This window comes from Pseudoalteromonas neustonica, assembly GCF_001653135.1.
Classification (GTDB): Bacteria; Pseudomonadota; Gammaproteobacteria; order Enterobacterales; family Alteromonadaceae; genus Pseudoalteromonas; species Pseudoalteromonas neustonica.
In genome coordinates, this window is record NZ_BDDS01000012.1 from 17822 (window position 1) to 42698 (window position 24877).

General features: G+C 38.9%; 19 protein-coding genes. 6 read left to right on the plus strand and 13 right to left on the minus strand.

What is annotated here, in order from left to right; all coding sequences use genetic code 11:
• Window positions 1-550: 550 nt before the first annotated feature.
• The 3 genes from A7967_RS15485 to A7967_RS15495 form a co-directional block, all read right to left on the minus strand.
• Window positions 551-1594 (minus strand): alpha/beta hydrolase family protein, encoded by a 1044-nt coding sequence (locus tag A7967_RS15485; protein ID WP_157756417.1) that lies wholly within the window; start codon window positions 1592-1594, stop codon window positions 551-553.
• Between the two features lie 75 nt (window positions 1595-1669).
• Window positions 1670-2635, minus strand: coding sequence for an HlyD family secretion protein (locus A7967_RS15490; protein WP_231659072.1), 966 nt, complete (start codon window positions 2633-2635; stop codon window positions 1670-1672).
• 126 nt (window positions 2636-2761) lie between these two features.
• The gene (locus A7967_RS15495) at window positions 2762-3778 is read right to left on the minus strand and encodes a metalloprotease (protein WP_054206116.1); all 1017 of its coding nucleotides are present in this window, start codon (window positions 3776-3778) and stop codon (window positions 2762-2764) included.
• 144 nt (window positions 3779-3922) lie between these two features.
• Between A7967_RS15495 and A7967_RS15500 the strand changes: the two genes are divergently transcribed.
• A complete protein-coding gene (locus tag A7967_RS15500) occupies window positions 3923-5137 on the plus strand; it encodes an EAL domain-containing response regulator (RefSeq protein ID WP_054206115.1) in 1215 nt (404 codons plus the stop codon).
• On the opposite strand, the gene A7967_RS15505 is transcribed toward A7967_RS15500, so the two are convergent.
• Complete coding sequence (locus A7967_RS15505) at window positions 5134-6210, minus strand: hemolysin family protein (protein ID WP_054206114.1); 1077 nt, start codon at window positions 6208-6210, stop codon at window positions 5134-5136. The two genes, A7967_RS15500 and A7967_RS15505, sit on opposite strands and share 4 nt — an antisense overlap.
• Window positions 6211-6525: 315 nt before the next feature.
• On the opposite strand from A7967_RS15505, the gene A7967_RS15510 reads away from it, so the two are divergent.
• The 4 genes from A7967_RS15510 to A7967_RS15525 all read left to right on the plus strand — a co-directional run bounded on the left by A7967_RS15510 (window position 6526) and on the right by A7967_RS15525 (window position 11954).
• The gene (locus tag A7967_RS15510; RefSeq protein WP_064435841.1) at window positions 6526-9021 is read left to right on the plus strand and encodes an alpha/beta hydrolase family protein; all 2496 of its coding nucleotides are present in this window, start codon (window positions 6526-6528) and stop codon (window positions 9019-9021) included.
• A gap of 160 nt (window positions 9022-9181) precedes the next feature.
• Window positions 9182-9886: a response regulator transcription factor gene (locus A7967_RS15515; RefSeq protein WP_054206112.1), complete on the plus strand. Its 705-nt coding sequence runs from the start codon at window positions 9182-9184 to the stop codon at window positions 9884-9886.
• Between the two features lie 423 nt (window positions 9887-10309).
• Window positions 10310-11632 (plus strand): hypothetical protein, encoded by a 1323-nt coding sequence (locus A7967_RS15520; RefSeq protein WP_054206111.1) that lies wholly within the window; start codon window positions 10310-10312, stop codon window positions 11630-11632.
• Window positions 11633-11651: 19 nt separating this feature from the next.
• Window positions 11652-11954 carry a hypothetical protein gene (locus tag A7967_RS15525; protein WP_054206110.1) on the plus strand — a complete coding sequence of 101 codons (303 nt, stop codon included), beginning with the start codon at window positions 11652-11654 and terminating at the stop codon, window positions 11952-11954.
• A gap of 281 nt (window positions 11955-12235) precedes the next feature.
• Here A7967_RS15525 and A7967_RS15530 read toward each other — a convergent pair whose 3' ends face one another.
• The 3 genes from A7967_RS15530 to A7967_RS15540 form a co-directional block, all read right to left on the minus strand.
• Window positions 12236-13747: a YifB family Mg chelatase-like AAA ATPase gene (locus A7967_RS15530; protein WP_054206109.1), complete on the minus strand. Its 1512-nt coding sequence runs from the start codon at window positions 13745-13747 to the stop codon at window positions 12236-12238.
• A 34-nt stretch (window positions 13748-13781) separates the two neighbouring features.
• Window positions 13782-14396, minus strand: coding sequence for a trimeric intracellular cation channel family protein (locus A7967_RS15535; protein WP_054206108.1), 615 nt, complete (start codon window positions 14394-14396; stop codon window positions 13782-13784).
• 113 nt (window positions 14397-14509) lie between these two features.
• Window positions 14510-15781 carry an MATE family efflux transporter gene (locus A7967_RS15540; protein ID WP_054206139.1) on the minus strand — a complete coding sequence of 424 codons (1272 nt, stop codon included), beginning with the start codon at window positions 15779-15781 and terminating at the stop codon, window positions 14510-14512.
• Between the two features lie 39 nt (window positions 15782-15820).
• Here A7967_RS15540 and A7967_RS15545 point away from each other — a divergent pair, with 39 nt between their 5' ends.
• Entirely contained in the window at window positions 15821-16852 is a 1032-nt protein-coding gene (locus A7967_RS15545; RefSeq protein ID WP_064435842.1) for a polysaccharide deacetylase family protein, read from the plus strand.
• A 15-nt stretch (window positions 16853-16867) separates the two neighbouring features.
• Here A7967_RS15545 and A7967_RS15550 read toward each other — a convergent pair whose 3' ends face one another.
• The 6 genes from A7967_RS15550 to A7967_RS15575 form a co-directional block, all read right to left on the minus strand.
• A complete protein-coding gene (locus A7967_RS15550) occupies window positions 16868-17899 on the minus strand; it encodes a protein-glutamate methylesterase/protein-glutamine glutaminase (protein ID WP_054206106.1) in 1032 nt (343 codons plus the stop codon).
• Window positions 17900-17908: 9 nt separating this feature from the next.
• Window positions 17909-18526 (minus strand): chemoreceptor glutamine deamidase CheD, encoded by a 618-nt coding sequence (cheD, locus tag A7967_RS15555; protein WP_064435843.1) that lies wholly within the window; start codon window positions 18524-18526, stop codon window positions 17909-17911.
• Between the two features lie 2 nt (window positions 18527-18528).
• Complete coding sequence (locus tag A7967_RS15560; protein WP_054206104.1) at window positions 18529-19341, minus strand: CheR family methyltransferase; 813 nt, start codon at window positions 19339-19341, stop codon at window positions 18529-18531.
• A 193-nt stretch (window positions 19342-19534) separates the two neighbouring features.
• Complete coding sequence (locus tag A7967_RS15565) at window positions 19535-22255, minus strand: methyl-accepting chemotaxis protein (RefSeq protein WP_064435844.1); 2721 nt, start codon at window positions 22253-22255, stop codon at window positions 19535-19537.
• 33 nt (window positions 22256-22288) lie between these two features.
• Window positions 22289-22786, minus strand: coding sequence for a chemotaxis protein CheW (locus tag A7967_RS15570; RefSeq protein ID WP_054206102.1), 498 nt, complete (start codon window positions 22784-22786; stop codon window positions 22289-22291).
• Window positions 22783-24864: a chemotaxis protein CheA gene (locus A7967_RS15575; protein ID WP_054206101.1), complete on the minus strand. Its 2082-nt coding sequence runs from the start codon at window positions 24862-24864 to the stop codon at window positions 22783-22785. The genes A7967_RS15570 and A7967_RS15575 overlap by 4 nt, the downstream gene beginning before the upstream one ends.
• Window positions 24865-24877 lie beyond the last annotated feature (13 nt).

A 24877-nucleotide genomic window follows, 5' to 3' on the forward strand; every position in this document is an offset into this window, starting at 1 on the left:
TATAACTTAACTTTATAAATATCCAAAAATGAAGTGGCAGTAATGAAGCATTATTACCGCTCAAAGCAGTTTAATTATTATTATGAACAAGAAATACAGACCCCCCCTGCATCACAAATATCAGGCCCTCAACCACACGCTGGAACACAGCGCCCACGGCATGGTAATTCGGCAGCGCTTTTCCCACCAGTTACATTTTTTAATAACGCAGATTCGATAATATATTCTTTACTAAAATTACTAATATCTTCAGCAGAACTATTTTCTAGCGTTTTTTATCATCTTCTTTCATATACTTCCTTTTCCTTATTGGTAGTTAAAAGTTTTAACAAGAAATCTATCTCCTTCTTATTTTTAAAATTTTTCGGCAGAATATTTTTCAGGAAACTCAATGCCAAGGAATAAAGTACCCTTACCAAGTAAATCATAAACAAAGACCTAAAGCTCACTAGCCATTTTAGGTTAAGTATATAAGGTCTCGAAAAACCACCCAATCAATACACTAAGTCATGAAAGCACTATTTGACATACAACAATAGCCACCTTCAAATCAAAGGGTGTTCGCAAACCAGTTAATAATTTCTGTTTGAATCTTTTCACTATGCTCTATCAAGGTATGAGAACCATTGGGATATTCAATATATTTAGCTAGTTTATTTTGCTGTGAAAATAACGTATGAAATAGCCTAGCATGCTTGGGGTTTACATATTGATCGTCTTCTCCATGCAGCATAAGAACCGGAATGCTGGGTAAATCTTGATACCAGTTGATTGCAGAACGATTAAAAAGCTCCTTGTCTTTATTATTTGCGTACTTTGGAATTAACCTTTTTAATACTTGCTGCTCAAACTCAGGCCTTTCTTCTGCTGTTGCAGATAAATCAACTAATGATCCACCTAAAGCCATGCTCTTTATTTTTGCACCGCTTTTTAATGCCAGTAAAGACATCATAGAGCCTCGACTCCAACCAACCGTTCCGAGCTTTTCAATATCTACCATTGGCATTGACTTTAAAATTGATACCAAAGCAAGTACATCTTGTAGCTCTTTCCCACCAAACTCATCTACTCCAATGGCAAATTCTCTATCTTCAGGCCACACTTGAGCACCGCCATACTGACTAGCAATAACAACATTTCCAGCTGCCGCAAGCTGATACGGTAGTAAAAATAAATCCCCAACTTTTAATGTGTGGCGATTCGAATCATTACCTCCACGGTTAAAAACAATTGCGGGTAACTTAGAAAGTTTTTGCACTTTAGGATAAAGAACAAAGCCACGAACATAGTAGTTTTGAACTTTATATATAATGGAAACACAGTTCACTGATGACTTATAATAGTCATACTCTTTCTCAGTAAGCCTTTGCTCAAACTCTTTGTCGGTAACCTTTCCAATAGCTACCAGCTTTTCTCTCCAATTATTATAGTTACTAAATAAACCACTTAAACATTGGCCTTTTCTTATTATTGATTCATGATTTAGTTCTTGAAAACTATTGTCTTTAATAAAAGATACATACTCATTTGCTAACAAACTTTCAGAGCTCATTGAAATAAATAAAAAAATCAGCAAATACATTTTTCTATACAAGACCGTCATTTTACATTCATCCAAAGTTTAAGAGGGAGTGTGGCAGTAAAGTATTTTACTACCACTTAAAGTAGTTTATTTATTATGGTGGGCTAGAGATACAGAATTCTCCCCATGGTGCACAAATATCAGGCCCACAACCACATGCTGGAACACAGCGCTCACGGCATGGTAATTCGGCAGCGGTTTGGCTTGAGTGAGTGTTTCACCCTCAACCACTTGAATACCAGTAACTGTACCGCTATTACTTGCAGTGATGGTGTATTGATAGTTACTTTTAATTTGTGTGAGCTGGTTTTGAATATCCGCTTGTTGGCGTTTAAGGCTATTTATACGCAGCGTGTATTGCTGCGGTACATTGGCAATACTAAAGTTAAGTTGACTTAACTGGTTTTCTTGCTGCATTAATAAACGCGCAAGGTTTTGTTTTTCTTGTTTGGCATCTAGCAGGGCTTGCTGTTGTTGCTCGCGCTCAATGTTTGATAAAAAGCCATTTTTATTAAGTTGATTAAGGTTGCTCTGCTGGCGGTTAAGTAGTGCTAACTTTTCATCGGTAAGTTTTAGCTGGCTTTGTAATGCAGCTTGTTCATTAGTCAGTGCACGTTTTTGCGCTTGCAAGTTTAGTGACTCTTGCTTTTGTAAGGTATGATTTTGTGTGATTTCGTCATTAAGCAGCTGTATTTGCATACTTAGCTGCTCAACAAGCTGGGTACTTAAGGCAACCCCTTGGCTATTATTTTGCTGCACAATAATGGTCGCTAATGGCTGACCTTTTATAACGGCATCACCCTCTTGTACAAATAGCTGCTCAATCATGCCGCCTTGGTTAGCAAAACTTTGGATCACCCCTTTGTTGGGCATTAAAAAACCGCGCACAGTTTCTTTACGAGAGTATTCAGCAGTGAATAAGAAGGTAATAACTGCGATAGCCACACAAGCCAGAATAAACACAGTTAATTTTATTGATAAAGGTTGTGCGAGGGTAATAGCCCCCGTCAAACGCTCACTTTGCTGAGCGACAGCTTCCTTTCTAAACAACATCCCTGAACAACCCCCAAATAAACACTAATATAGGGACAATACATATTAAGTTACAAAAAAGCAACAACTCCAGTACAAAAAAACAGCACGACGAACAAATATCAAGCTAGCATGCTGTTGTTATTGCTAACTCGATAAAATCTTCATCGGCAGGCTTAAAATCGGATTTTCTGAATCAGCAAAATGCATCATCACCGCGACGTGTCCTGCAACGACGAGTGCATACATTACTGCTGAAAAGCCTTGGCCATATTTATCTAGCGGTACTAGGTGTGAGAAGTGACGACCGCGCCATTCAAAGGCAATTTCCAGTGCACCGATAAATAAGAAAAACACGAGTAACATTAAGCCAAAGGTATAGCTTATCCACAATCCAAATAACACTCCTAAAATACATATACTCAAACCTACCCATGAGCGCATTGAAAAGCTTATGCTTTTTAGCACATGACCACCGTCTAGCGGAAGAATGGGCAATAAGTTAAATAAGTTAAGTAATGCGCTGAGCACCGCGACACCTGCGAAAATTTCCATCTCAGTGGCGTAATAAAGCACTACACCCAATACAGAGGTGATCAAACCAAACGCGGGCCCCATAAGTGAGATAACTACATCTTGCCAGCGGGTGGTAATTTTATCATCAGAGACGGCAAGCCCCCCGACAAATGGAATCAAGTAAATCCCTTTGGTTTTAATACCAAAATACTGCATAGCTCTAACATGACCGTATTCGTGGATCACCAAGCACGCTATTAACATTAAAGCGAACTCAAACGTAAATAGCCAGGCATAACCTGCAACTGATGCGCCGGCTAGTGCTACTTTAACCACTTTTGCACTTTTAAAAATTTTAAAACCTAACGCAAACAGTCCAAATAAACCTTGCTTTGGTTTAGTTTTTTCCATTGGGGGAAGTGTCAATTGCTTTGCAAGCTCGCCGTCTATATACAATACCAAGCTGTTATCGAGTACTGCACTAGTATCTAAACCAATTACTTGGCCATTAGACTTAAATTCAAAATAATTTTCACGTGTATTATCAAACCCTATAGCTTGTTGCTCTTGAAATATTTGGACAATTTTTTGCCCTACTAAAACCAAACTATAATCTTGTTCAGCAAGGGTTAGTTGTATTCGAATCATCGTATTCACAGCCTTAAAAATATTACGTCAAGTATACCTATTTTTTTTCGACTATTCGGGTATTTATTTTAGTCGTTATGCTGACACCTAATACTTTATCTACTACTTTTAAATTATAAATAAGTTTTTTTTCAAGGAGCGAACATGACTAAAACAGCCCGCTGTATACTTGTTGTTGATGACTCAAAAGCAATTTTAGTCGTGATGCAAGCCATTTTAAATGAACTAGATGTTCCACATATAACTACATGTTTAGATGCCCAAGAAGCACTTGAAAAAGTGAAGAAATCACCATTACTGTATGATGCTGTTTTTACAGACCTCAACATGCCTAATATGGATGGTATGGAGCTTATTCGCCACTTAGGTGATATTCATTACCCCGGCGCCATTGTTATTATTTCAGAAATGGCACCAAAAGTGATTGATTTAGCAGCCGACTTAGCCCGTAAAAGTAATGCTCATTTAATCGGTAATATTGCTAAACCCGTGCAATTAACACAAGTGCATCAGTTACTGCAAAAATTAGAACATTTAGCGTGTCATACCGAAAAACCTTCTGAGCCTATATCTGAACACCAACTCCTACACGCTATTAGTCATAATGAAATTACCCCGTTTTATCAACCAAAAGTAAGTAGGGCAACCAACAAGGTAGAAAGTATAGAAGTGCTCGCCCGCATCATAACCCCGCAAGGCACTGTATTTTTACCTGATCGCTTTATTTGCGTGGCCGAACATTTAGATTTAATTAATCTTATTACTTTTCAGCTTTTTGAAAAGGCAACCAATGACTTTATCGATATAAAGAAAAATCTAGGTTACAACCTAAAACTGGCATTTAACTTATCGCCATGCCAGCTAGAAGATTTAAGCTGCCCTGATAAATTGGCACTTATATTAAAACTTAACAACCTCAAGCCAAGTGAAATTATTTTAGAAATAACAGAACAACATGCTTTATGTAGCTCTGCTCAACTTGAAACATTAAACCGTTTGAGAATACGTGGGTTCGATATCTCTCTTGATGATTTTGGTGTTGGCTTTACCAACATAAATCAACTCAAAACACTCCCATTCACAGAAGTAAAAATAGATCGCACTTTAATAAGCCACATTGAAACAGATCAATTTTCACAGGTGATTGTTAGCAGCCTAGTTAACATTGCGACGCAAGGAGATCTCACTATCGTTGCCGAAGGTATAGAGCGCGTTGAAGAGCTTGAGTACCTAGACCGCTTTAAAGAACATATTTTAATGCAAGGCTTTCTAATTTGCCGCCCTAAAGGAAAAATAGAGCTTACCCGATGGGCCAAGTCTTGGTTGCATATGGTTAGTGCCAGTAAAACCAGACGCTAGTTGTCGCCTCGGCCATGCTTGTCTTCTTCACTTAGTAATTTATCATTACTGGCTAATCGTTGTTGCCAACGTTGTTTGGCAACCATTTGCATATTCACTGACTGATCATGCTCATCAATAATATCAAGACCCATTAAAGCTTCTATCATATCTTCAAGCGTCACTATCCCCTGCACATCTCCGTACTCATCAATAACAAGACAAATATGCGTACGTTCGGCTAATAGTGTATGTAATAAAGTCGGTACATAGAGAGTTTCTGGAACAGTGTAAATTGGTTTAACCAGCTTACTTATTTTGTATTCTTTATCTAGGCGATGATATGCCAACATAATGTCATTTTTATGCACAAAGCCAATAATGTCATCAGTGTTTTTATCGTAAACCAATACACGTGAAAAAGAAGCGGCTCCATGCTCTGCTAAGTACTGATCGACAGTTAAATCTTTATGTACCTTAAATAAAACCGTTCTCGGAGTTATTAACGAGTCAAGTTTGGTGTGTCTAAAATGCAATAAACTGCGGATAATCTCAGACTCTTCTTTGTGCAATGCTCCTGATTCAGTGCCTATATCTGCCATAGCTTCAATTTCTTGGCGAATATAAAAGGCTTCATCGTAATTGCGGCCAAGTATATTTGTTAATTTATCAGCAAACCAAACAAAAGGTTTTAATACAATAACCAAATACCTTAACGATGCGGTAACGATAGGCGTTAAAGCACGCCAATAATTTGCGCCAAGTGTTTTGGGAATAATCTCTGAAAGCACCAATACTAGCAATGTCATAATTGCAGATGCAATGCCTACTGCTGTATCTGAAAAAACCACGGCAGCTTGCGCGCCCACACCCGCAGCACCAGCAGTATGCGCTACCGTATTAAGGGTTAAGATAGCCGCTAACGGCTGATCAACATTTTTCTTTAGCTTTTCTAACTGTTTAGCTAACTTTGGTGTTTGTTTGCGTAGCACTGCCACATAACTAGGCGTTATGCTTAATAACACAGCCTCCATAATCGAGCATAAAAAAGAAATTGTAATCGCCGTTATCATGTAAACGATCAATAATGTCACTGTTATTCCTTAGCTATTTAATTAGATACACCCAGACTACAGAGTTTAGCGTTTCAAAAGTTTTAATATCAAAGTGTTACTTTGCAAGAGTAGCAATCTCTTTTAAAAAGTAGCAACGCAAAGAATAAGCCCCTGTAAAACGCCAAAACGGTTAATTAAAACCTGCATTTTGAGGTGGTTTGAGTATACACCTTAACAACTGTCAGTATTAACCTCAAACTTTCTACTAAAGGAAGATAAAATCCATCGCAGAGCGCTTTTTGGCGCCACTTTCACATGTTATATTAAATTAAATTACCCACTTCAGGCTCAACTATGAACCCTAGATCCATTTGGCTCGGTAAAAAACCAAGCCTTAAAACGACACTCGCCGTTTTAACGTTAAGCACTTTTAGCAGCTCACTATTTGCTGCACCTTTAAATAAAGCGGATATAAAATTTATTGGCCCTATTGCCGCTGATATGCAATTGAAACCATATCAAACAGAGCATCAAGATGCGATTATTAACAACCTTTTGCCTAGCCTTCAACAACCAAAAAAAAGCATCACAGTCTTTGGTGAAAAACTAAAATGGCAGTCGTTTGATAGCGTAAATGCATTAACATTAGGTGGCTTACAAGCATTAAAGCTAACCGCTAGCGCTGAACGCTTTACACAAGGCACTCTGACAATTAAAGGGATAGAAAAAGCACAGCTTTTCATCAATTCAGAGAAGCAAACTCCCACAAAAGATGTGTATGAGCTGGCATTAAGCCAAGGTGATCATCAAATTGTAATAATCGCAGAGCAAGTTGCTAACTGGAATGATGTAGAATTTGATTTTACAGCGAAAACAGATACCCACACACTGACTTTTAGCAGTAAAGAACAACATGGCTTATCTGCTAAACAGTTATTTGATGCACCAACAGTAAGTGCATTATCGCTATCACCTGACGCCAAGCAGCACTTAGTGTCTACGCGGCACTACCAGGACAGCACCGGTAACACTGCAAACACGGTGACTGAACTAAAAGATGATGACAACCGAACAATTTACCGCTTTGAATCTGGCCAGCCTAGTAATGTAATTTGGAGCCCAGACAATAACTACATAGTGTATTTATTAGAGGGTAAATTAAAGCAGTTAAACCGTAAAACCCTAAGCCTAAGAGTGATCGCTGAAAATTTAGATGGCGCTGGCGGATTTTCGTACTTTGACAACACAAGCTTAATTTTCAACTGGTCAAAATCACCTACTGCGGATAGTAGCCTGACAAAACACTATAAAGGCTTACAAGATCGTTGGTCATATGCGCGTATTACATCACAAGTTTACTTATTAGATATTAATACTGGGCTAAGTAAAATATTAAGCCAAGGACCTCTAAGTCACAGCATTGAAGACTTTAATAGCAAACGCGGCACAGTATTACTTAGTCGCGGCACACAACCAATGCTTGCAACAACTCACCCAACCACAGAGCTAATCGAACTTAATATCGCCAACGGTAAAAGTGAAGTTATTGGCCTATTTAATATTTTTAACCAAGCCAAATACAGCAATAACGATATTTATGTTACTGCTGGGCCTGATTTTAAAAATGGCTTAGGTCGGAATTTACCTGAAGACATGCTCTCAAACAATTACGATGGGCAACTTTATTTATTAACCGATAATGGTAAAAAAGCATCTGCATTAAGCCGTAATTTTGATCCAGCAATTGGTCAACTTGAAGTACTAAATAATGGCGATGCAATCGTTAAAGTTACCGATCAAGATACTATCGCTTTGTATCTTTACGATAAAAGTAAACAGCGCTTTAACAAGTTAAAAACTGGCTTTGATGTAGTTGAGCAATTTAGTTACTCAAACAACCGTAGCCCTGCTATTTTAGTTAGCGGTTCTAACGCATCATCACCACAACAATTAAAACAACTGAGTATAAATAAAAATAAAGCAAAAACGCTTTGGGATTCTAAACCAGAAGGTTATGCCAATACTGATATTGCCAGCCTAGACGAATTTAATTTCACCAACGCTGAAGGTGTTGAAATTAAAGGCCGTGTTTACTTACCAACTGACCTTGATAAAAACAAACAGTACCCTGCTCTCGTTTATTATTATGGTGGCACCTCTCCAGTTACGCGTGGCTTTACTGGACGATACCCTTTTAATCTATGGGCAGAGCATGGTTATGTTGTATATGTAGTGCAACCGACAGGTGCAACTGGGTTCGGTCAAGAGTTTTCAGCTAAGCATGTGAATGCATGGGGGCAATATACTGCTGATGATATTATGCAAGGCACGCAAGCGTTGCTAAAACAATACCCATTTATTGATAAAAACCGATTAGGTAATTTAGGCGCCTCGTATGGTGGTTTTATGACTATGTTGTTAGCGACCAAAACAGATATGTTTAGCGCATCCATTGCCCATGCAGGTATCTCTAATATTACATCGTATTGGGGCCAAGGTTGGTGGGGGTATTTATATTCAGGTGAAGCATCTAAAAATAGCTACCCGTGGAATAATGCCACGCTTTATAGTGATCATAGCCCAGTATTTCATGCTGATAAAGTAACCACACCGTTATTACTTTTACATGGAGATTCTGATACCAATGTACCTGTAGGTGAAAGTCACAATATGTACACAGCTCTTAAGCTGCTTGGTAAAGATGTTGATCTTATTGAATACAAAGGCGCAGATCATCAAATATTCGCCCGTGATCAACGCTTTGATTGGTGGAGTACCAAACTTGCGTATTTTGACCAGCATCTAAAAAATGAACCACAGTGGTGGCAATATTTATACCCTAAAAAATAATTAACACTGTTTATGTTATCAACAGGTAAGGGTACCTCCCTTATCTGTTGATATTTACCAAACAATGACATAAATAGTACAGAAATACTCAAGATCGCCCTTCTCACCTTTTACTAATGAGTGCTAACATAGAGCTATCATTAAAGGTAACTAAGATACTATGGCCATTCATGTTTTATTGGTTGAAGATGACGAACTATTAGTTAAGCGCATACTCAACCATTTTAAAGAGACTGAATTTCACATCGAGAACGATGCAACAGGTGCTGATGCCTTAGCCATTGTGCAATCGCGTGTAAATAACAAAACAGCTATTTCTTTAGCGATTGTCGATATAGTATTACCAAAACGTGATGGTTTACACCTAACAAAAGAATTAAACACCCTTACTGATATTGGCGTGATCATGCTATCTAGCCGTGACTCTCAGGCCGACCGTATTGCAGGCCTAGCACAAGGCGCAGATGATTATATTTGCAAACCCGTTGATTTATTAGAGCTTGAACTACGTATGCGCGCTTTATATAAGCGCCTCAAAGGTAATAATCATCATGACGAAAGCGAAGAGTTTATCGAATATGCTGATTTTAAATTACACCCCGATAACCGCACACTAATCACTGCTAGTGGTATTGAATCTAGACTCACTGAGGCCGAACACAAAGTCCTTATTTGCTTGATTTCAAATGCTGGAAAAGCAACGTCTCGTGAAAAAATATCTGAAGAAATTGGCCAACCTGATTGGAGTCCAAACGACAGAACAGTGGATGTGCTAATTGGTCGCTTACGTAAAAAGCTCAGTGATGAAAAGGATCAAAAACGCATTGTTACCGTACGCGGCAAAGGCTACATGTTATCGATATAGTTTTTTATTGATTTTAATTCAATGGGCTAAAAGTAACAGCGTAGATATTCATCTCAACCTATTTCACCAAAAAATAGACACTTCCTGACCCTGTGCAACTTGATTAACTTGAGCTTCGATAAGAAATTATGGAATAAAGGGGAAGCTAAACTCTCGCCCCCTGTTCAGATCACTCAAGCAAGTGTGCAATGTAAAAATAAGGTGCACATTATATTCAAAGCATGCCTCCTAAAGGTGCCAACCATATTTATACATATTATTTTTAAGTAAAAACAATGAAATACATGAGGTTTTTATTCACTAATTCGTTTTATTTAGTGCAATTTAAACAAAAGGTGTAAAAATGCGCAATCTAAAAACTAACCTATCATACTTTTTACTTTTTACTTTTTCTCAAATTACGTCTGTGCAAATGAGCAATCTATGACATTAGATGATTTTGACAAAAAAGTTCTAACAGAGTCCCCGTGGCTAACTCACTACCAACAATCAATTCATTTTATTGATTCAGGAAATAACGAAAAAGCCATAGCAAAATTAGAAGAACAACTATTAGAAAGTGTACATAGTGAATCTGACTTTGGTAGAAGCTTCGTAAGATATTTAATACTGTCCCAAAATATGGGCTGGTTAGCTAAATCTCACCAATTTTTTAAAGACCTTAATAAACAACAAAACTACTATTGGGTAAAAGCAGCTCACTTATATATGAAGTTAATCTACGACTTATCAGTCAATAATACAGCATTTGACATATACTCTTCTAAGAATTTTAATAATGAAGAAAATAAGATGGTTTACTGGTTATATCATCTTAACAATAGTTGCTCTAAAGAGAACAAGATAAAAATAATGAGGCCGCTTAAAAGCATTTCTTTGTCAACTGAAGATTTATTTAAAATATCTAATTCAAAATATATCATCAACACAAACTTACCTGAATTAAAAAATATTTTACAAACACAAAACGGAGATATTGATTTTTTCGATAACACTTCATATTACCTTGATGAGTATTACAACATAACTCAAGATGCAATTTCAGATATAAGAAACTTTAGAGAGAGCTACCCTGACAGCCTGTTTTTAGCTATAACGCACAGTTTCATTTCATTTTACGATACTGAATCTGGGTACTATAAAACGATAAAAATTTTGGATGAATTTAAGCTTAGTGAGCATTCTAATTTATTAATAAAGTTTATCATTAAACACCACGTAAACATTCTTAATGATACTAAAAATAAAGAATATCTGGATTACAGCCTTATTGAAGGAGCACCTCCTGCTGTAGTAAAACCAAGATCAGCTCCTTTTTGTGAATTAGGTGAGGACAAAAAGCCAAACCTTTCACCTAACATTCCAGTTCATGAAGTTTGGGGGACAAAAATACCGGCAGCCCCTAGAGGACATGACTTATTTGGAAAATTCAATGAGTTTGAATCTATATCATATTTAAATTTACAGAAACTATTAACACCTCCTTTCGATTCAAGAGGTTTGATTATTCCTCCAACTGACTCTGAACAAAAAAAGAAAGAATGCAAAAATAGAATTGAAAAAAACGTTGATAAATTCAAAAATGCTTATTTTTATTATACAACTGGAGCAGGTACGCTCTGCGTAAGATTAGAAAATAAACTTGGAACCATCTGTGGTGCAGGTATTTCTTCCCTTATTTATGAGAGTGCACGATACTGTGATGCTCAAGGAAAAGCATCATTAAAAAGCCAATGTGGTTTATAAATAATATAGGGGTTCGCCCATGAGTAGAGAAGATTTAGCAGTACTATTTATTTTCTTTGTCATTGTAGTTAGCAGTGTAGCTAAGATACTAAAAAAGTTAACATTATTGCATGAAGAAACAGCAGCTAAGTTAAACTTTTTAATTGCCAATAATCGTGAAAATTATCCATCTACATCAATGCTGAATAGCGAGCACATAGACTCAATTTTGCGAGAAAAAGAAGAAGTCAGCGTAAAAAAATTAAAGAAGCGCTTTTATTGCACTTCCACCCAAGCTGAGACGCTCATTACTCAAGTGAAGGCACAATTCAAACATCACTGATGATTATTCGCCTTGCTAGGGCGTGTTGATCTTTCGTGATTAATTTTGCAGCAGTATGTTTGGTATTTAGGCAAGGCAGAGCCTATGTCGTGTGGTTGTTCCCCATAAATAGGCGATAACGTAGTATAAATGCCAAACATGCGCTGCCCAAAGGGTTCTTTCTAGGGGCGATTAACTCTTTGTTGCTCGATTTTTACTTAGCCCACTAGGTTACAAACCTCGCGCCGCGATTAAATCGCCCCTAGATTGAGCAAATTTCAATCCACAAAGGTCAATACGCCCTAGTATTGTGTTAACTGGTGAATCAAGCGTTCAAAAGCCCTGTAATTCAGGGCTTCTTTTAACTCAATTAAACTGATATTTGTTTGCCCTTTTAAATCGCTTATCGTTCGCGCAACTTTAATGACTCTATGATAAGAGCGTGGTGACAAGGCCAACTTCTCACTGGCTTTAGCTAAAAACTGCAACTCAGCCGTACCAAGCACGCAATGTATGCCCATTTCCTTATTATTAAGCCGTGCATTAACTTTACCTTGACGTTTTAACTGACGACTATACGCCGCCTCAACCCGCGCTCGCACCACAGCACTGCTTTCTTCTTCTTCGGTACTTTGCAATTGCGCGCTGTTCAAACGCGGTAATTCTATTTGTAAATCAATACGATCGATAAACGGCCCAGATACTCGAGATAAGTAACGCATAACCTGATCCGGTGTTGCTCGCTTATCATTATGACACCCTGTTGGGCTTGGATTTAACGCTGCAATAAGTTGAAACTGCGCAGGAAACTCCATTTGCCTAGCGGCTCTTGAAATTGTTACCGTGCCGGTTTCCATAGGCTCACGCAGTGAATCAAGCACTTTACGTTCAAATTCTGGTAACTCATCAAGAAATAAAACACCGTTATGAGCCAATGAAATTTCGCCCGGCTTTGGATTTGAAGATCCCCCTACTAACGCCACTGCTGAACAAGTATGATGCGGACTGCGAAATGGCCTTTTACGCCAATTAGTTAAATCAATCGATTGCCCTATAATTGAATAAAGCGCGGCGCTAGAGAGCGCTTCGTCATCCGACATCGCAGGCATAATGGTTGGCATACGTTGAGCAAGCATTGATTTACCGGTTCCTGGCGGGCCTAAAAATAGTAAGTTATGACCACCGGCGGCAGCTATTTCTAATACTCTTTTAGCCCCGGGCTGACCCTTTACATCACTTAAATCATGAATAAAATTAGCGGTATGAACTCGCTCTGCGTATTCAATATTCAATGGTAAAGGTTGCTGATTGAGTAAATCGCTCCATACTTCTTGAATTGATGAAACTGCTTTGCGCTCAACACCATGTACTAAACTGGCTAAACTGTCGTTAACATAAGGCAGGAAGCAACAGCGCCCTTGCTCTTTCGCTGCAAGCACCGATGGTAAAATAGCGTTAACCCCACGCACTTCTCCATTTAAGGCAAGCTCACCATAGAATTCATAACGCTCAAGATCATTACAAACCACCTGCCCTGATGCGACTAAAATACCCATGGCGATAGCTAAATCAAAACGTCCTCCATCTTTTGGAAGGTCGGCAGGTGCGAGGTTTACTGTTATACGTTGATCTGGAAAACCAAACTGAGAGTTTTCAAGGGCACTGCGCACCCTATCTTTAGCCTCTTTTACCGACGTCTCTGGTAAACCAACGATATGAAAAGCAGGTAGACCGTTTCCCAAATGAACTTCAACCATCACTTCAGGTGCTTGAATCCCCACTTGAGCACGAGAATATATACGAGCTAATGACATTTCCTTTGTCCCTGTAATATTGTTTTATTACAGTCTAGTCAGGATATTTAAAAATATGTAGTGTCAATTGCCACTTCATTGCTGCTAAACGTAATATTAGCGTTGTTAACATCGCAAGCACCATGGCCATTTCGGTCATGATTCCAAACGCGATACCTTGGGTATAGACGATTCCACCAGCAATACAGGTAATAGCATATAGCTCACCTTTTAATAACATAGGTATATTGTCCGCCAGTACATCCCGGATCACGCCACCAAAACACCCTGTTATCATCCCCATGATAATCGCCGTTGTTGCGGGCATGCCGGCCAAGAGCGCTTTTTGTGCTCCCATAACCGCAAAAAAGGCTAAACCAAATGCATCAGCCACTTGTAGATGATAATAAGGTATGGATTTTTGCTTGTTAATAAAGCGCGTTGTTATAAAAATCGATGCAAAAATAGCGACAAAATAACTTTGATCGTGTAGCCAAAAAACAGGCACATCCAAAATCAAATCACGTAACGTTCCTCCACCCACCGCTGTCACCGTCGCCAGTACAACGACACCAAAGCCGTCCATTTTTTTATCGTAGGCAATTAAGGTGCCTGACACAGCAAATACTGCCACGCCGATTAAATCAAACCAATGGTAAAGTTCAGTCATATACTCAAAACACCTCAAGATGCGAATTTAGATACCCAAACGTGCTAAACGACGCTGTTTTAGCACAATAAACTCTAAGTTTTAAGTTAACTTTAAATTAATCTACATTTAAACTAACTCAATAAGCGCTGCGATGTTTGTAGTTGCCTATAACGGACTATCAATGTAATGCCACGAAGTAACATAAAGCAGGTCATCGAAAACCATAACCCATGGTTTTGCCATTGCTGAGATAGCAAAAAAACACCAAAAAAACCGAATAGCGCTGAAAAAACCATCGTGTTACGCATGTCTTTTGCGCGAGTTAACCCAACAAAAATACCATCAAACAGAAAACAACTCATTGCTGCTAGCGGTAAAATTATTAGCCAAGGCAAATATTTTTGGGCTTCACTAATCACTTGCGGAACATCCGTTAATAACGTGATTATCTGCCCGCCGAACAATGCAAAAAACACGCTATAACATAGGGCAAACAACATTCCCCAAAAAACACTTATACGCATCCATAAATTAATACGCCTAACACTATTTTGCCCTTTCGCCTGGCCTATTTTTGCTTCACTTGCGTAAGCGATACCATCTAGTGCAAAACTAACTAACATTAAAAAGTTCATTAATACTGCGTTTGCCGCAAGCGTCACATCACCAATGCGAGCACCATAAAAAGTCATAAAACTAAAACACAACTGCAAAATCAGCGAGCGAATAAAAATATCACGATTAAGACTTAATAATGCCCACATTTTTTTACGACTAAACCAACCACCAACAAATAAAGGCACTGACATTTTATTTGCTAATCGTATGACTAAAAATAATGCAAACACTAAGGCAATATAATCAGCAATCACCGAAGCCCATGCAGCACCAGCAACTTCCCAATCTAAAAACACGACAAAATATATATCTAATACGATGTTGGTAATATTAGTGACAAGCAGCAAATAGAACGGCCCTTTACCATAATGAATACCAAGCATCCACGCTAGTAACACCAAGTTACACAGCGCTGCTGGTGCGCTAAAAATACGAATATAAAAGTAACTATAAGCTTGTACTAACACCTCCTCACTGGAACCAGACAGGTAAGCGATTACATTTTTCATTAATGGGGATAAGGCAATTAAAATGAAAGCAACAATAAGCGCCAGTACTAAACTACGTTTTAGTAACCCAGCTAATTGAGCATAGTCCTTTTTACCATAAGCTTGTGCCACAAGGCCTGTGGTACTCATTCTTAAAAAGCCTGCTAGCCAAAAAAGCAACGAAATAATCGTGGCTCCTAGTGCTATACCAGCAAGATAATGCGCACTACCTAGATGGCCAATTACTGCTGTATCAACAATTCCTAACAATGGCACGGTTATATTTGATAATATCATCGGACCTGCTAACAACAGCAAGCTTTTATGGTGTGCCTTATGACGTTTAAGAAATTTTTTCACAGTGTACTATCGGTCCTATTTTGTCTGTCTTTGCCTGCGCAAAGTGCAGTTATTTTGCAGTATCACCATGTCAGTGAAACTCTGCCAGCGGTTACAAGTGTCAGTGCTGATACTTTTACCGAACATCTTACTTACCTGCAAGAGCATGATTTTAAAGTGCTCCCACTCAATGAACTATTAACTCGCTTGCAACAAGGCGAAAGTTTACCAGATAAAACCGTCGCAATTACGTTTGATGATGGATACAAGAATAACTATGAGCAAGCAGCGCCCATATTAGAGAGGTTTAATTACCCTTATACTATTTTTGTAAACCCTAAACTGATTGATGAAGGTAAAGGCTATGTGATGGGTTGGCCCCAATTGAGAGAGCTCGCAAAAAAAGGAGCCCTTATTGCTAATCACAGTGCTCAACATGACTACTTACATCGTAAATTAGCTGAAGAAACAACAGAGCAATGGCAAGCCCGGATCAAGCAAGATATTTTGTCGTCACAACAGCGCATTAAAGAAGAAATAGGACATGACTATAAATACTTAGCCTATCCTTACGGTGAGTTTAATAATCAGCTGCAAGACTTAGTAACTGAGTTGGGCTTTATTGGTATTGGCCAACACTCAGGAGCTATACACACAGACTCTGACTTTAGCCGCTTACCTCGCTTTCCTGCATCAGGGTTTTATAGCACACTCGATACTTTAATTACTAAAATGAATGCGCGTGCATTCCCTATTAAAAAGCTAATTTATACTGATAGTGTAACAACTGAGGATCTTCCCCAGATCAGTATCCAATTTAATATGGGGGATTTCCATAAAAGCCAACTAGCATGTTATGTATCTAGTGTTGGACAAGCAAAGCTAACATGGATATCTAAAGATACAGTGCAAGTACAAACACCAAAAGCATTAGGTAAAGGTCGCTCTCGCTTTAATTGTACTGCGCCATCTATTAAGCATGCAGGTAGTTATTACTGGTTTTCACAACCTTGGGTAATCGTTAAATAACCTATTTTTTGCAAATTATTTTTTAACAGCATGACGCAATAAATTACTCGCGATTTTATCCAAGGAAACCACATCTATAGCGGCATTTAGCTCAATTGCCGCTTTTGGCATTCCCCATACTACTGATGACAGCTCATCTTGCGCCATAGTGTAAGCCCCCAACTCCCTTAGAGACAATAAACCTTTAGCGCCATCACTTCCCATTCCCGTTAATAGTGCTGCTACTGTATGCGTTGGACATACCTTTGCCATCGAATTAAATAACACATCAACAGAGGGGCGATGACGATTTATCGGGTCACTTGCATCAAGCTGGCAATACAAACTGCCATTTTGTAACTTAATACTTAAATGCTGATCCCCTGGTGCGATATAAGCCCAGCCTGGCGCTAGTTTGTCACCATGACATGCTTCTTTTACATTTATTGCGCAGGTTTTGTCCATTCGTAGTGCAAATGACTTACTAAAAACTGGCGGTATATGCTGAGTGATCATAAGCGGCGGACAATTCACTGGCATATTTATTAATACTTCTTTAATTGCCTCAGTCCCCCCTGTTGATGCTCCGATCGCTAACACTTTGGTATTGATAAAATGTTGTTTAGCAGAAGTATCAATTGCAACATTAGCAGGGAGCTTAAAGCTGCGTATCCTAGCACCTGCAGCAGTGCGCACTTTTTGCTGTACTAGCTGCGCATACTGAGCAAATTGTTCAGATACATTAATTTTTGGCTTAGCAACAAAATCAACAGCCCCTAACTCTAATGCTTCAAGCGTAATGGGCGAGCCTTTTTGAGTTAAAGTAGAAATCATTACAACCGGCATTGGTCTTAGTCGCATTAGATTTTTTAAAAAACTAATGCCGTCCATTCTTGGCATCTCAATATCTAATGTAAGTACATCAGGATTGAGCTGTTTGATCATGTCCCGGGCTTGATAAGGGTCTTCAGCACAGCCAACCACTTTAATATCATCAGCTTGATTTAAAACTTGGGTTAAGATTTGCCTTATCAGCGGGGAGTCATCTATCACGAGTACATTAATCATTTAATCCCCTTAGAATAATTCAATATCAGTTTTTAATTCTTGTTTTTCAATATTATGAAGATAGTTCACTTCACGTTTTTCGATATTCTCATTTTGCACACTACGCAGCTTTTTCACATGAGCTTTACCCGTCTGCGGGTGAAACACCACTTTACGAGGCCATGGGCCCCCTACATCCTGAGAAACTAACCTCAATCCCTCTTCTTGAACGTATGCTTGTGCAAAACTTATATTACCAAGACCGATATCCGTCATTGTCCGAATAATCTGCCCGCCACCAAAGAGCTTTATTTTTAAATTCGCGCGCGATGCACCATTTTTAAGCACTTCATTAATTAAAAATTCCATTGCCCAATTTCCATAACGGCAATTTAGGCTGTGAGCACTTGTAAGCTCCTGTCCTTTTTCAATAGGCAGCATAAAGTGATTCATGCCCCCAACACCTACTTGCTCATCATAAACACACGCAGCAATACATGATCCGAGCACAGTCGTAATTAACTCATCATTTTTTGATACATAAAACTCACCGGGCAAAACCTTTGCAACAACATTTTTATGTCCACTATCCCAAAACCGTCTTACATGATCGAAGCCTTTTAGTACTGGTGAAAAATGCTTATCCATAATTAAACCTTCTGATACATTGTCTTCCCTAAATTCTTAAACTCTTGATGTGCCTTACTCATTGTTTCAGAGTGACCCAACATTAGATGTCCATCCATAGCTAAAACTTGGTGATAACGCTCGAAAAGCTGCTCTTTCGTTTCTTTATCAAAATAGATCACCACATTACGACAAAAAATCACATCAAATGGGCCTTTAAGCGGCCACTCTTGCAGTAAATTCAAACGTTTAAAAGAAATCATCTGTTGCAGTTCAGGTTTTACTTTAAATTGCTCACCATCTTTACTTCTTAAAAACCAGCGCTTTAACTGACTAGGCTCAAGCCCATTAACATTTGCTGCGGTATAAGTACCAGACTGCGCTTTCGCCAAAACGTTGGAGTCTAAATCGGTTGCTAGAATTTTTACATCCCAATCACGTGGGAATACACCACTCAATACCATAGCTAAAGAATAAGGTTCTTCACCCGTAGAGCAGCCCGCAGACCAAATACGTACTCGCCGCGTATCTTTATTGGCTATTAATAGCTTTGGAAAAATCTGTGTTTGTAGATAGTCAAAATGGTGCTGCTCGCGAAAAAATGCCGTCAAATTTGTGGTTATCGCATTAATGAAATCACTAAACTCTTGATTATGGTGAGCTTCTAAATACTCTAAGTACTGCTTGAAATTGGAGAGCTGCAATGATCTTACTCGCCGCGCTAAACGTGAATAAACCATTTCCCGCTTATGCTCACCCAATACAATGCCGCAAGAGTTATATACTTTTTCTGATACTTTCTTAAAATCATCGTCGGTAAACAAAAACTCTTTCATCACAATCACTCGCAATTATAACAGTCGGAAATAACGGCTATTAAGGGTTTAGTAATTAGCTGCTCAGGATTCTAAGCATTGGCGTGCGCTAATCGCGCTGCACAATAAATCAAATACTTATGTGATATAAAATGTACAGCGCACCTTTTCTAAATCCATATAGAAAATATTCTTTGTTGTTTATTAATAAACTTTAAAATTCTTCCCACTCATCAGAAGGCTCAGAGAAATCATTCCCTCTTGGTTCGCTGCGAATATAACGACTATGTGTGACGGGTGTTTCAGTACTTCTTACGTGTGGGGTCGTCGCTTTAGGCTTTTCTATGTTGGGAACTACAGCCTCTTCTTGGCCTAATGAGAAGAACCGTAATAGCTTACGCATATCATTCGCTTGCTCTGCCATCGACTCACCAGCAGCAGACGCTTGTTCAACCAAGGCCGCATTTTGCTGTGTCATTTCATCCATTTCAGAAATTGCTTTATTAACTTGCTCAATGCCTGAGCTTTGCTCTTCAGATGCTTCTGCAATATCCGAAATCATGCCTGTGACACGTTGCACACAGGTAACTATTTCTTGCAACGTTGCACCTGATTCATTGACCAATTGCGTGCCATCTTCGACCTTATCAACACTATCTCTAATTAACTCTTTAATCTCTTTTGCAGCCCCTGCAGAGCGCTGAGCTAAGTTTCGTACCTCTCCTGCGACAACAGCAAAGCCTCTACCTTGCTCTCCTGCTCTTGCGGCCTCAACAGCGGCGTTAAGCGCTAATAGGTTAGTTTGAAAAGCAATTTCGTCAATCACACTTATAATATCAGCAATTTTTTTACTGGATTCATTGATCGCTGACATGCTGGTTACAGCTCGATTAACGACCTCTCCTCCAAGTTGTGCTTTGTCTCGTGTTTCTGACGCCAGTTCATTGGCTACTTTAGCGTTATCTGCATTTTGACGAACTGTACTTGTCATTTCTTCCATACTTGATGCTGTTTCTTCTAATGCTGATGCTTGCTCCTCCGTACGCTGGCTTAAATCTGCATTTCCTTGCGATATCTCTTCCGCACCACTGGCAACCATAGTCGCGGATGAATTTATTCGGTGGATAACTTCTGTTAATTTATCTGCGGTTGCATTAGCATCACGTTTAAGCTTATCAAATGAACCTTGATAATCTTGTTCAATACGTTTTGATAAATCGCCATTAGCCATCGCTGATAGCATTTCCCCTGTACCGGACACTGCATCATCTACAATCCCAACCAAACTGTTTAATCCTTTGGCTAAGCGTAGGAAAAATCCATTTTTATCTGCTTCTTTTATCCTAATATCTAAATCACCACTTCCAGCGACACTAATTAAATCATTAATTTCTTTTTCTATGGCAACTTCTTCTGTACGGTCAACCCACTCAACGACAGTGCCTATACGCTCACTATCAGGTGTAATAATAGGGTTAGCAACTAGACCAAAAGTTCGCCCGCCAACCAGTATTTCAGCACTATACGTTTTATTTAATTTGCTTAATATATTACGCTGGTGGACTGGGTTCTTATGAAATACATCAATGTTTTGCCCTAATAACTTACTACTATCAAAAGTAGGTAGGTCTTTGCGTAAATCTTTCTCTGCCGTGCGCATCATATTAACAACCGCATCATTCATATAAATGATGTTATTATCTGCATCCGCAATCATAGTATTAGTAGCAACGCGATCTAACGCTCGTCGCACACGTAAATTCTCTTGTGATTCACGTTTTTCTTGCTCAGCTTTATTTTCACTATCTGTTATATCTTGCCACTCAACAATCGTTCCTAACCGCTGCCCATCACTACCAAGCCAAGGCGTAGCGATGAGACTAAAAATAAGTTCCGCTAAACGTAAAGTGGCTTTATGTGGCTCGTTAAGTTCTGACAATACTTTGCGCTGATGCGATGGCTGCTTATGAAAATCATCTACACAGGTACCTATAAGATCCGCCACTGAAAATGATGGCAAAACGGTTTTTAGCTTAGCCTCACGCGCCTGCAGCATTTGTTTTACTTTCTCATTTACAAAAACAATCTTTAAATCGTTATCTGCAATCATCACATTTGCTTGGCATACTTTTAAGGCATTCGCTAAATCTGCAGTCGAGCGCGCTTTTTCAGATACTGCTTTTTGGGCACTAATATCACTAGCATATTTAATGACTTTATATGGTTTTCCGTTAGGGTCAAAAATAGGATTGTAAGACGCTTGTATCCAGATCTTTCTACCATCTTTTGCTATACGCAAGTACTCACCTGAGTCAAATTCTCCATCTCCTAATTTTCGCCAAAACTGGTTATATTCAGTACTTTTAGCATATTCCTGTTCAACAAATAAACGGTGATGCTTGCCTCTAATTTCATCCAGACTATAACCAAGTGTGTTTAAAAAATTATCATTGGCCGTAATAATGGTGCCATCAAGGTTAAATTCGATCACTGCTTGGGATTTATTAATTGCTTCTATTTGACTGGCCACATCAGCTGCAAGGCGTTTTTGCTGTGTGATGTCTGTGGCAAACTTAACAACTTTTAATACTTTTCCTTGCGCATCTATGACAGGGTTGTACGTCGCTTGTATCCAAATTTCTTTACCATGATTACCTGTGCGCTTGAATTCATCGCGGATAAACTCACCACTTTTAAGTCGCTGCCAAAACTCTTGATATTGCGCGCTGTCGACCTCTGTAGGATCAACAAACATGGCATGATGTTGACACTGAATTTCCTCAAGCTGGTAACCCATTACATTTAGAAAATTGTCATTGGCAGTAATAATTTGCCCCTCGGGCTCAAATTCAATGACCGCTAAAGACTTATTTAATGCAGCAACGACTAGGTCATTACTTGATTCTGACTGTTTTGAATTACTAAACCACCACATGCCAATCACCTTTTTATTTATCTGTTATGGTTTTTAATGCGTACATTTAATCTTCATTGTTTTTTTCAAATCAAGTAACGCAACCATTTTTTCACCTACATTTACCAGCCCTGCAACAAACTCTGAGTTATCAGAATCCGTAAAATTAGGCACTGTTTTCGCGTCTTCTTCTGCGATGCTATAAACATCAGATACAGCGTCCACGACTACGCCCATAATCTTGCTGCCTTGTTCAAAATTCACTTTTACGACTATCACAACAGTTAAAGGACCATACTCAATACTCGGTAATCCAAACCGCAACCTCAAATCTAAAATAGGGACTATGGTCCCACGTAGATTAATAACCCCTTTGACGTAATCTGGTGCATTAGGTAGCACTGTAATTTCTTCCCAACTACGAATTTCTTGCACAGTTAAAATATCTACACCGTACTCCTCATCCGCCATAATAAAAGTGAGAAATTGCTTCACCCCTTTTGCTTGTTCTAGCATTATCTTGTTATCTAATTCGCTTTGCCCAGAGATCATGACGCCTCCAAATTAGCTTGCGATTCAATAATCAACTCTTGGCTTCCTGGTTTTCGTAAGCCAGATAATTTGATTAAACCACTAATATCTATAATTAGAGAAACACGGCCATCACCTAAAATTGTCGCCCCAGATACACCGTCTACCTTTTGATAATTAGCTTCTAAGCTCTTAATCACAACTTGTTGCTGAGAAAGTAAATCATCTACTAGTAAACCTATTTTTTGATTATCGCTTTCAACAACGACTAACAAGGTTTTATCTAAGGTCTCAATAGCACCTTGATGATTAAAAATATTGTACAAACGTAAAATAGGGATGTATTCATCACGCAGCCTTAAAACATCAAGATCTTTACCCACTCGACTTACTTTGGTGATATCGATTTGCAATGACTCAACAATTGAAATTAAAGGAATAATGTATGTGTGTTTTGCAACTTTAACTAACTGACCATCTAAAATAGCCAGCGTCAGTGGTAAACGAATCGTAAAAGTCGAGCCAATACCCGTCGCGGACGACACTTCTACAGAACCATTAAGCGATTGAATATTACGCCTAACTACGTCCATTCCAACGCCGCGTCCTGAAATATCACTTACCGCATCTGCAGTTGAGAATCCCGGCATAAAAATTAATTCGTTGATTTCGTCATCGCTAAGCTCGTCGCCTAATGCTATCAGTCCATTTGCAATAGCTTTTTCTTTGATTTTAGTGGTATTAAGGCCTTGCCCATCATCCATAATTTCAATAACGATATTACCGCCTTGATGAAATGCATTGAGCGTGACAATACCTACGGGGTCTTTACCTACTGCAAGACGCTGATCGACAGTTTCAAGGCCATGATCAAGCGAATTACGAACTAGATGCACCATTGGGTCGGAGATTTTTTCCATTACCGTTTTATCAAGCTCTGTCTGCTCTCCGAGTAATTTCAACTCAACTTGTTTATTTAACTTTTGTGAAATATCTCTTACTAAACGAGGGAAACGACTGAACACAAAACTTATGGGGAGCATCCGTATTCGCATTACATTTTCTTGTAAATCACGAGTGTTATGCGCTAACTGCGCTAATCCTTCTTGCAAAGAAGCAATCGTCGCTTCAGTAATTTCCTGCTCCCCAAGTTGCGTTAGCATCGCTTGGGTTATTACTAACTCACCAACCATGTTGATCAGTGAATCCACTTTATCAATACCAACGCGTATAGAAGTTGATTCAGTTGCTGGAGGTGGTGCCTTGCTTACCACCGCTTTTTTAACCTCTTGCGTATTTATAGGTGCTGATGAAGCAGGTTCTATTTTACTATCTGGGTTATTTTCTTCGGCTCCTTGCGCCGTATCATCTTCTGAGAAAAGCCCGCCACACAGCGTGATTGTTAAATCACAATCATCTTCCACCCATTCAAATATCTCTCTAATAACACGCTCTTCTTTTTCGGTATTTAAAAAGAAGCGCCAGGAAAGAAAGCAATCATCGGCCGTTAAATCTGTAATATCAGGGATTTCATTATGAGATACATGGGTTTCGAGCTCACCTAACTCAGCTAGCTCGCTGATCATGTATAAAGGCTCATTACCTGTTTTAAATAAATGATGGTAGGGCTTAAAATCTATTTGGTATGTGTTTACTTCTGCCTGCTGTTCATCTGCACATTCTGAGTTAGGATTATCGTGTTCGGATTGCCCTAGCCCTAAAATAGCCTCAAATTTAAGCCTTAAGGCATTAGCTTCTTCAAGATCTGGTTCTTGCTCTGATTGCAAAGCACTGAGCAAAGCGCGTAAACAATCCACCGATTTTAGTAACAGGTCAACGTGCTCTGTTGTTAACTCTCTTTTGCCTTCTCGTATTTGATCTAATAAAGTTTCGAGTACATGAGTGAAGTCAGATACCGAGTTAAAACCAAATGTGCCACTGCCGCCTTTAATTGAATGCGCAGCACGAAAAATTGTATTGATCGTTTCTAAGTCTTCCTCTCCGGGAACCAAGTTTAGCAACTCAGCCTCCATTGCATCCAAGCCTTCGAAACTTTCCTCAAAAAAGACTTCAAAAAATTGACTTAAATCTATACTCATGCCCGCTCCCTAA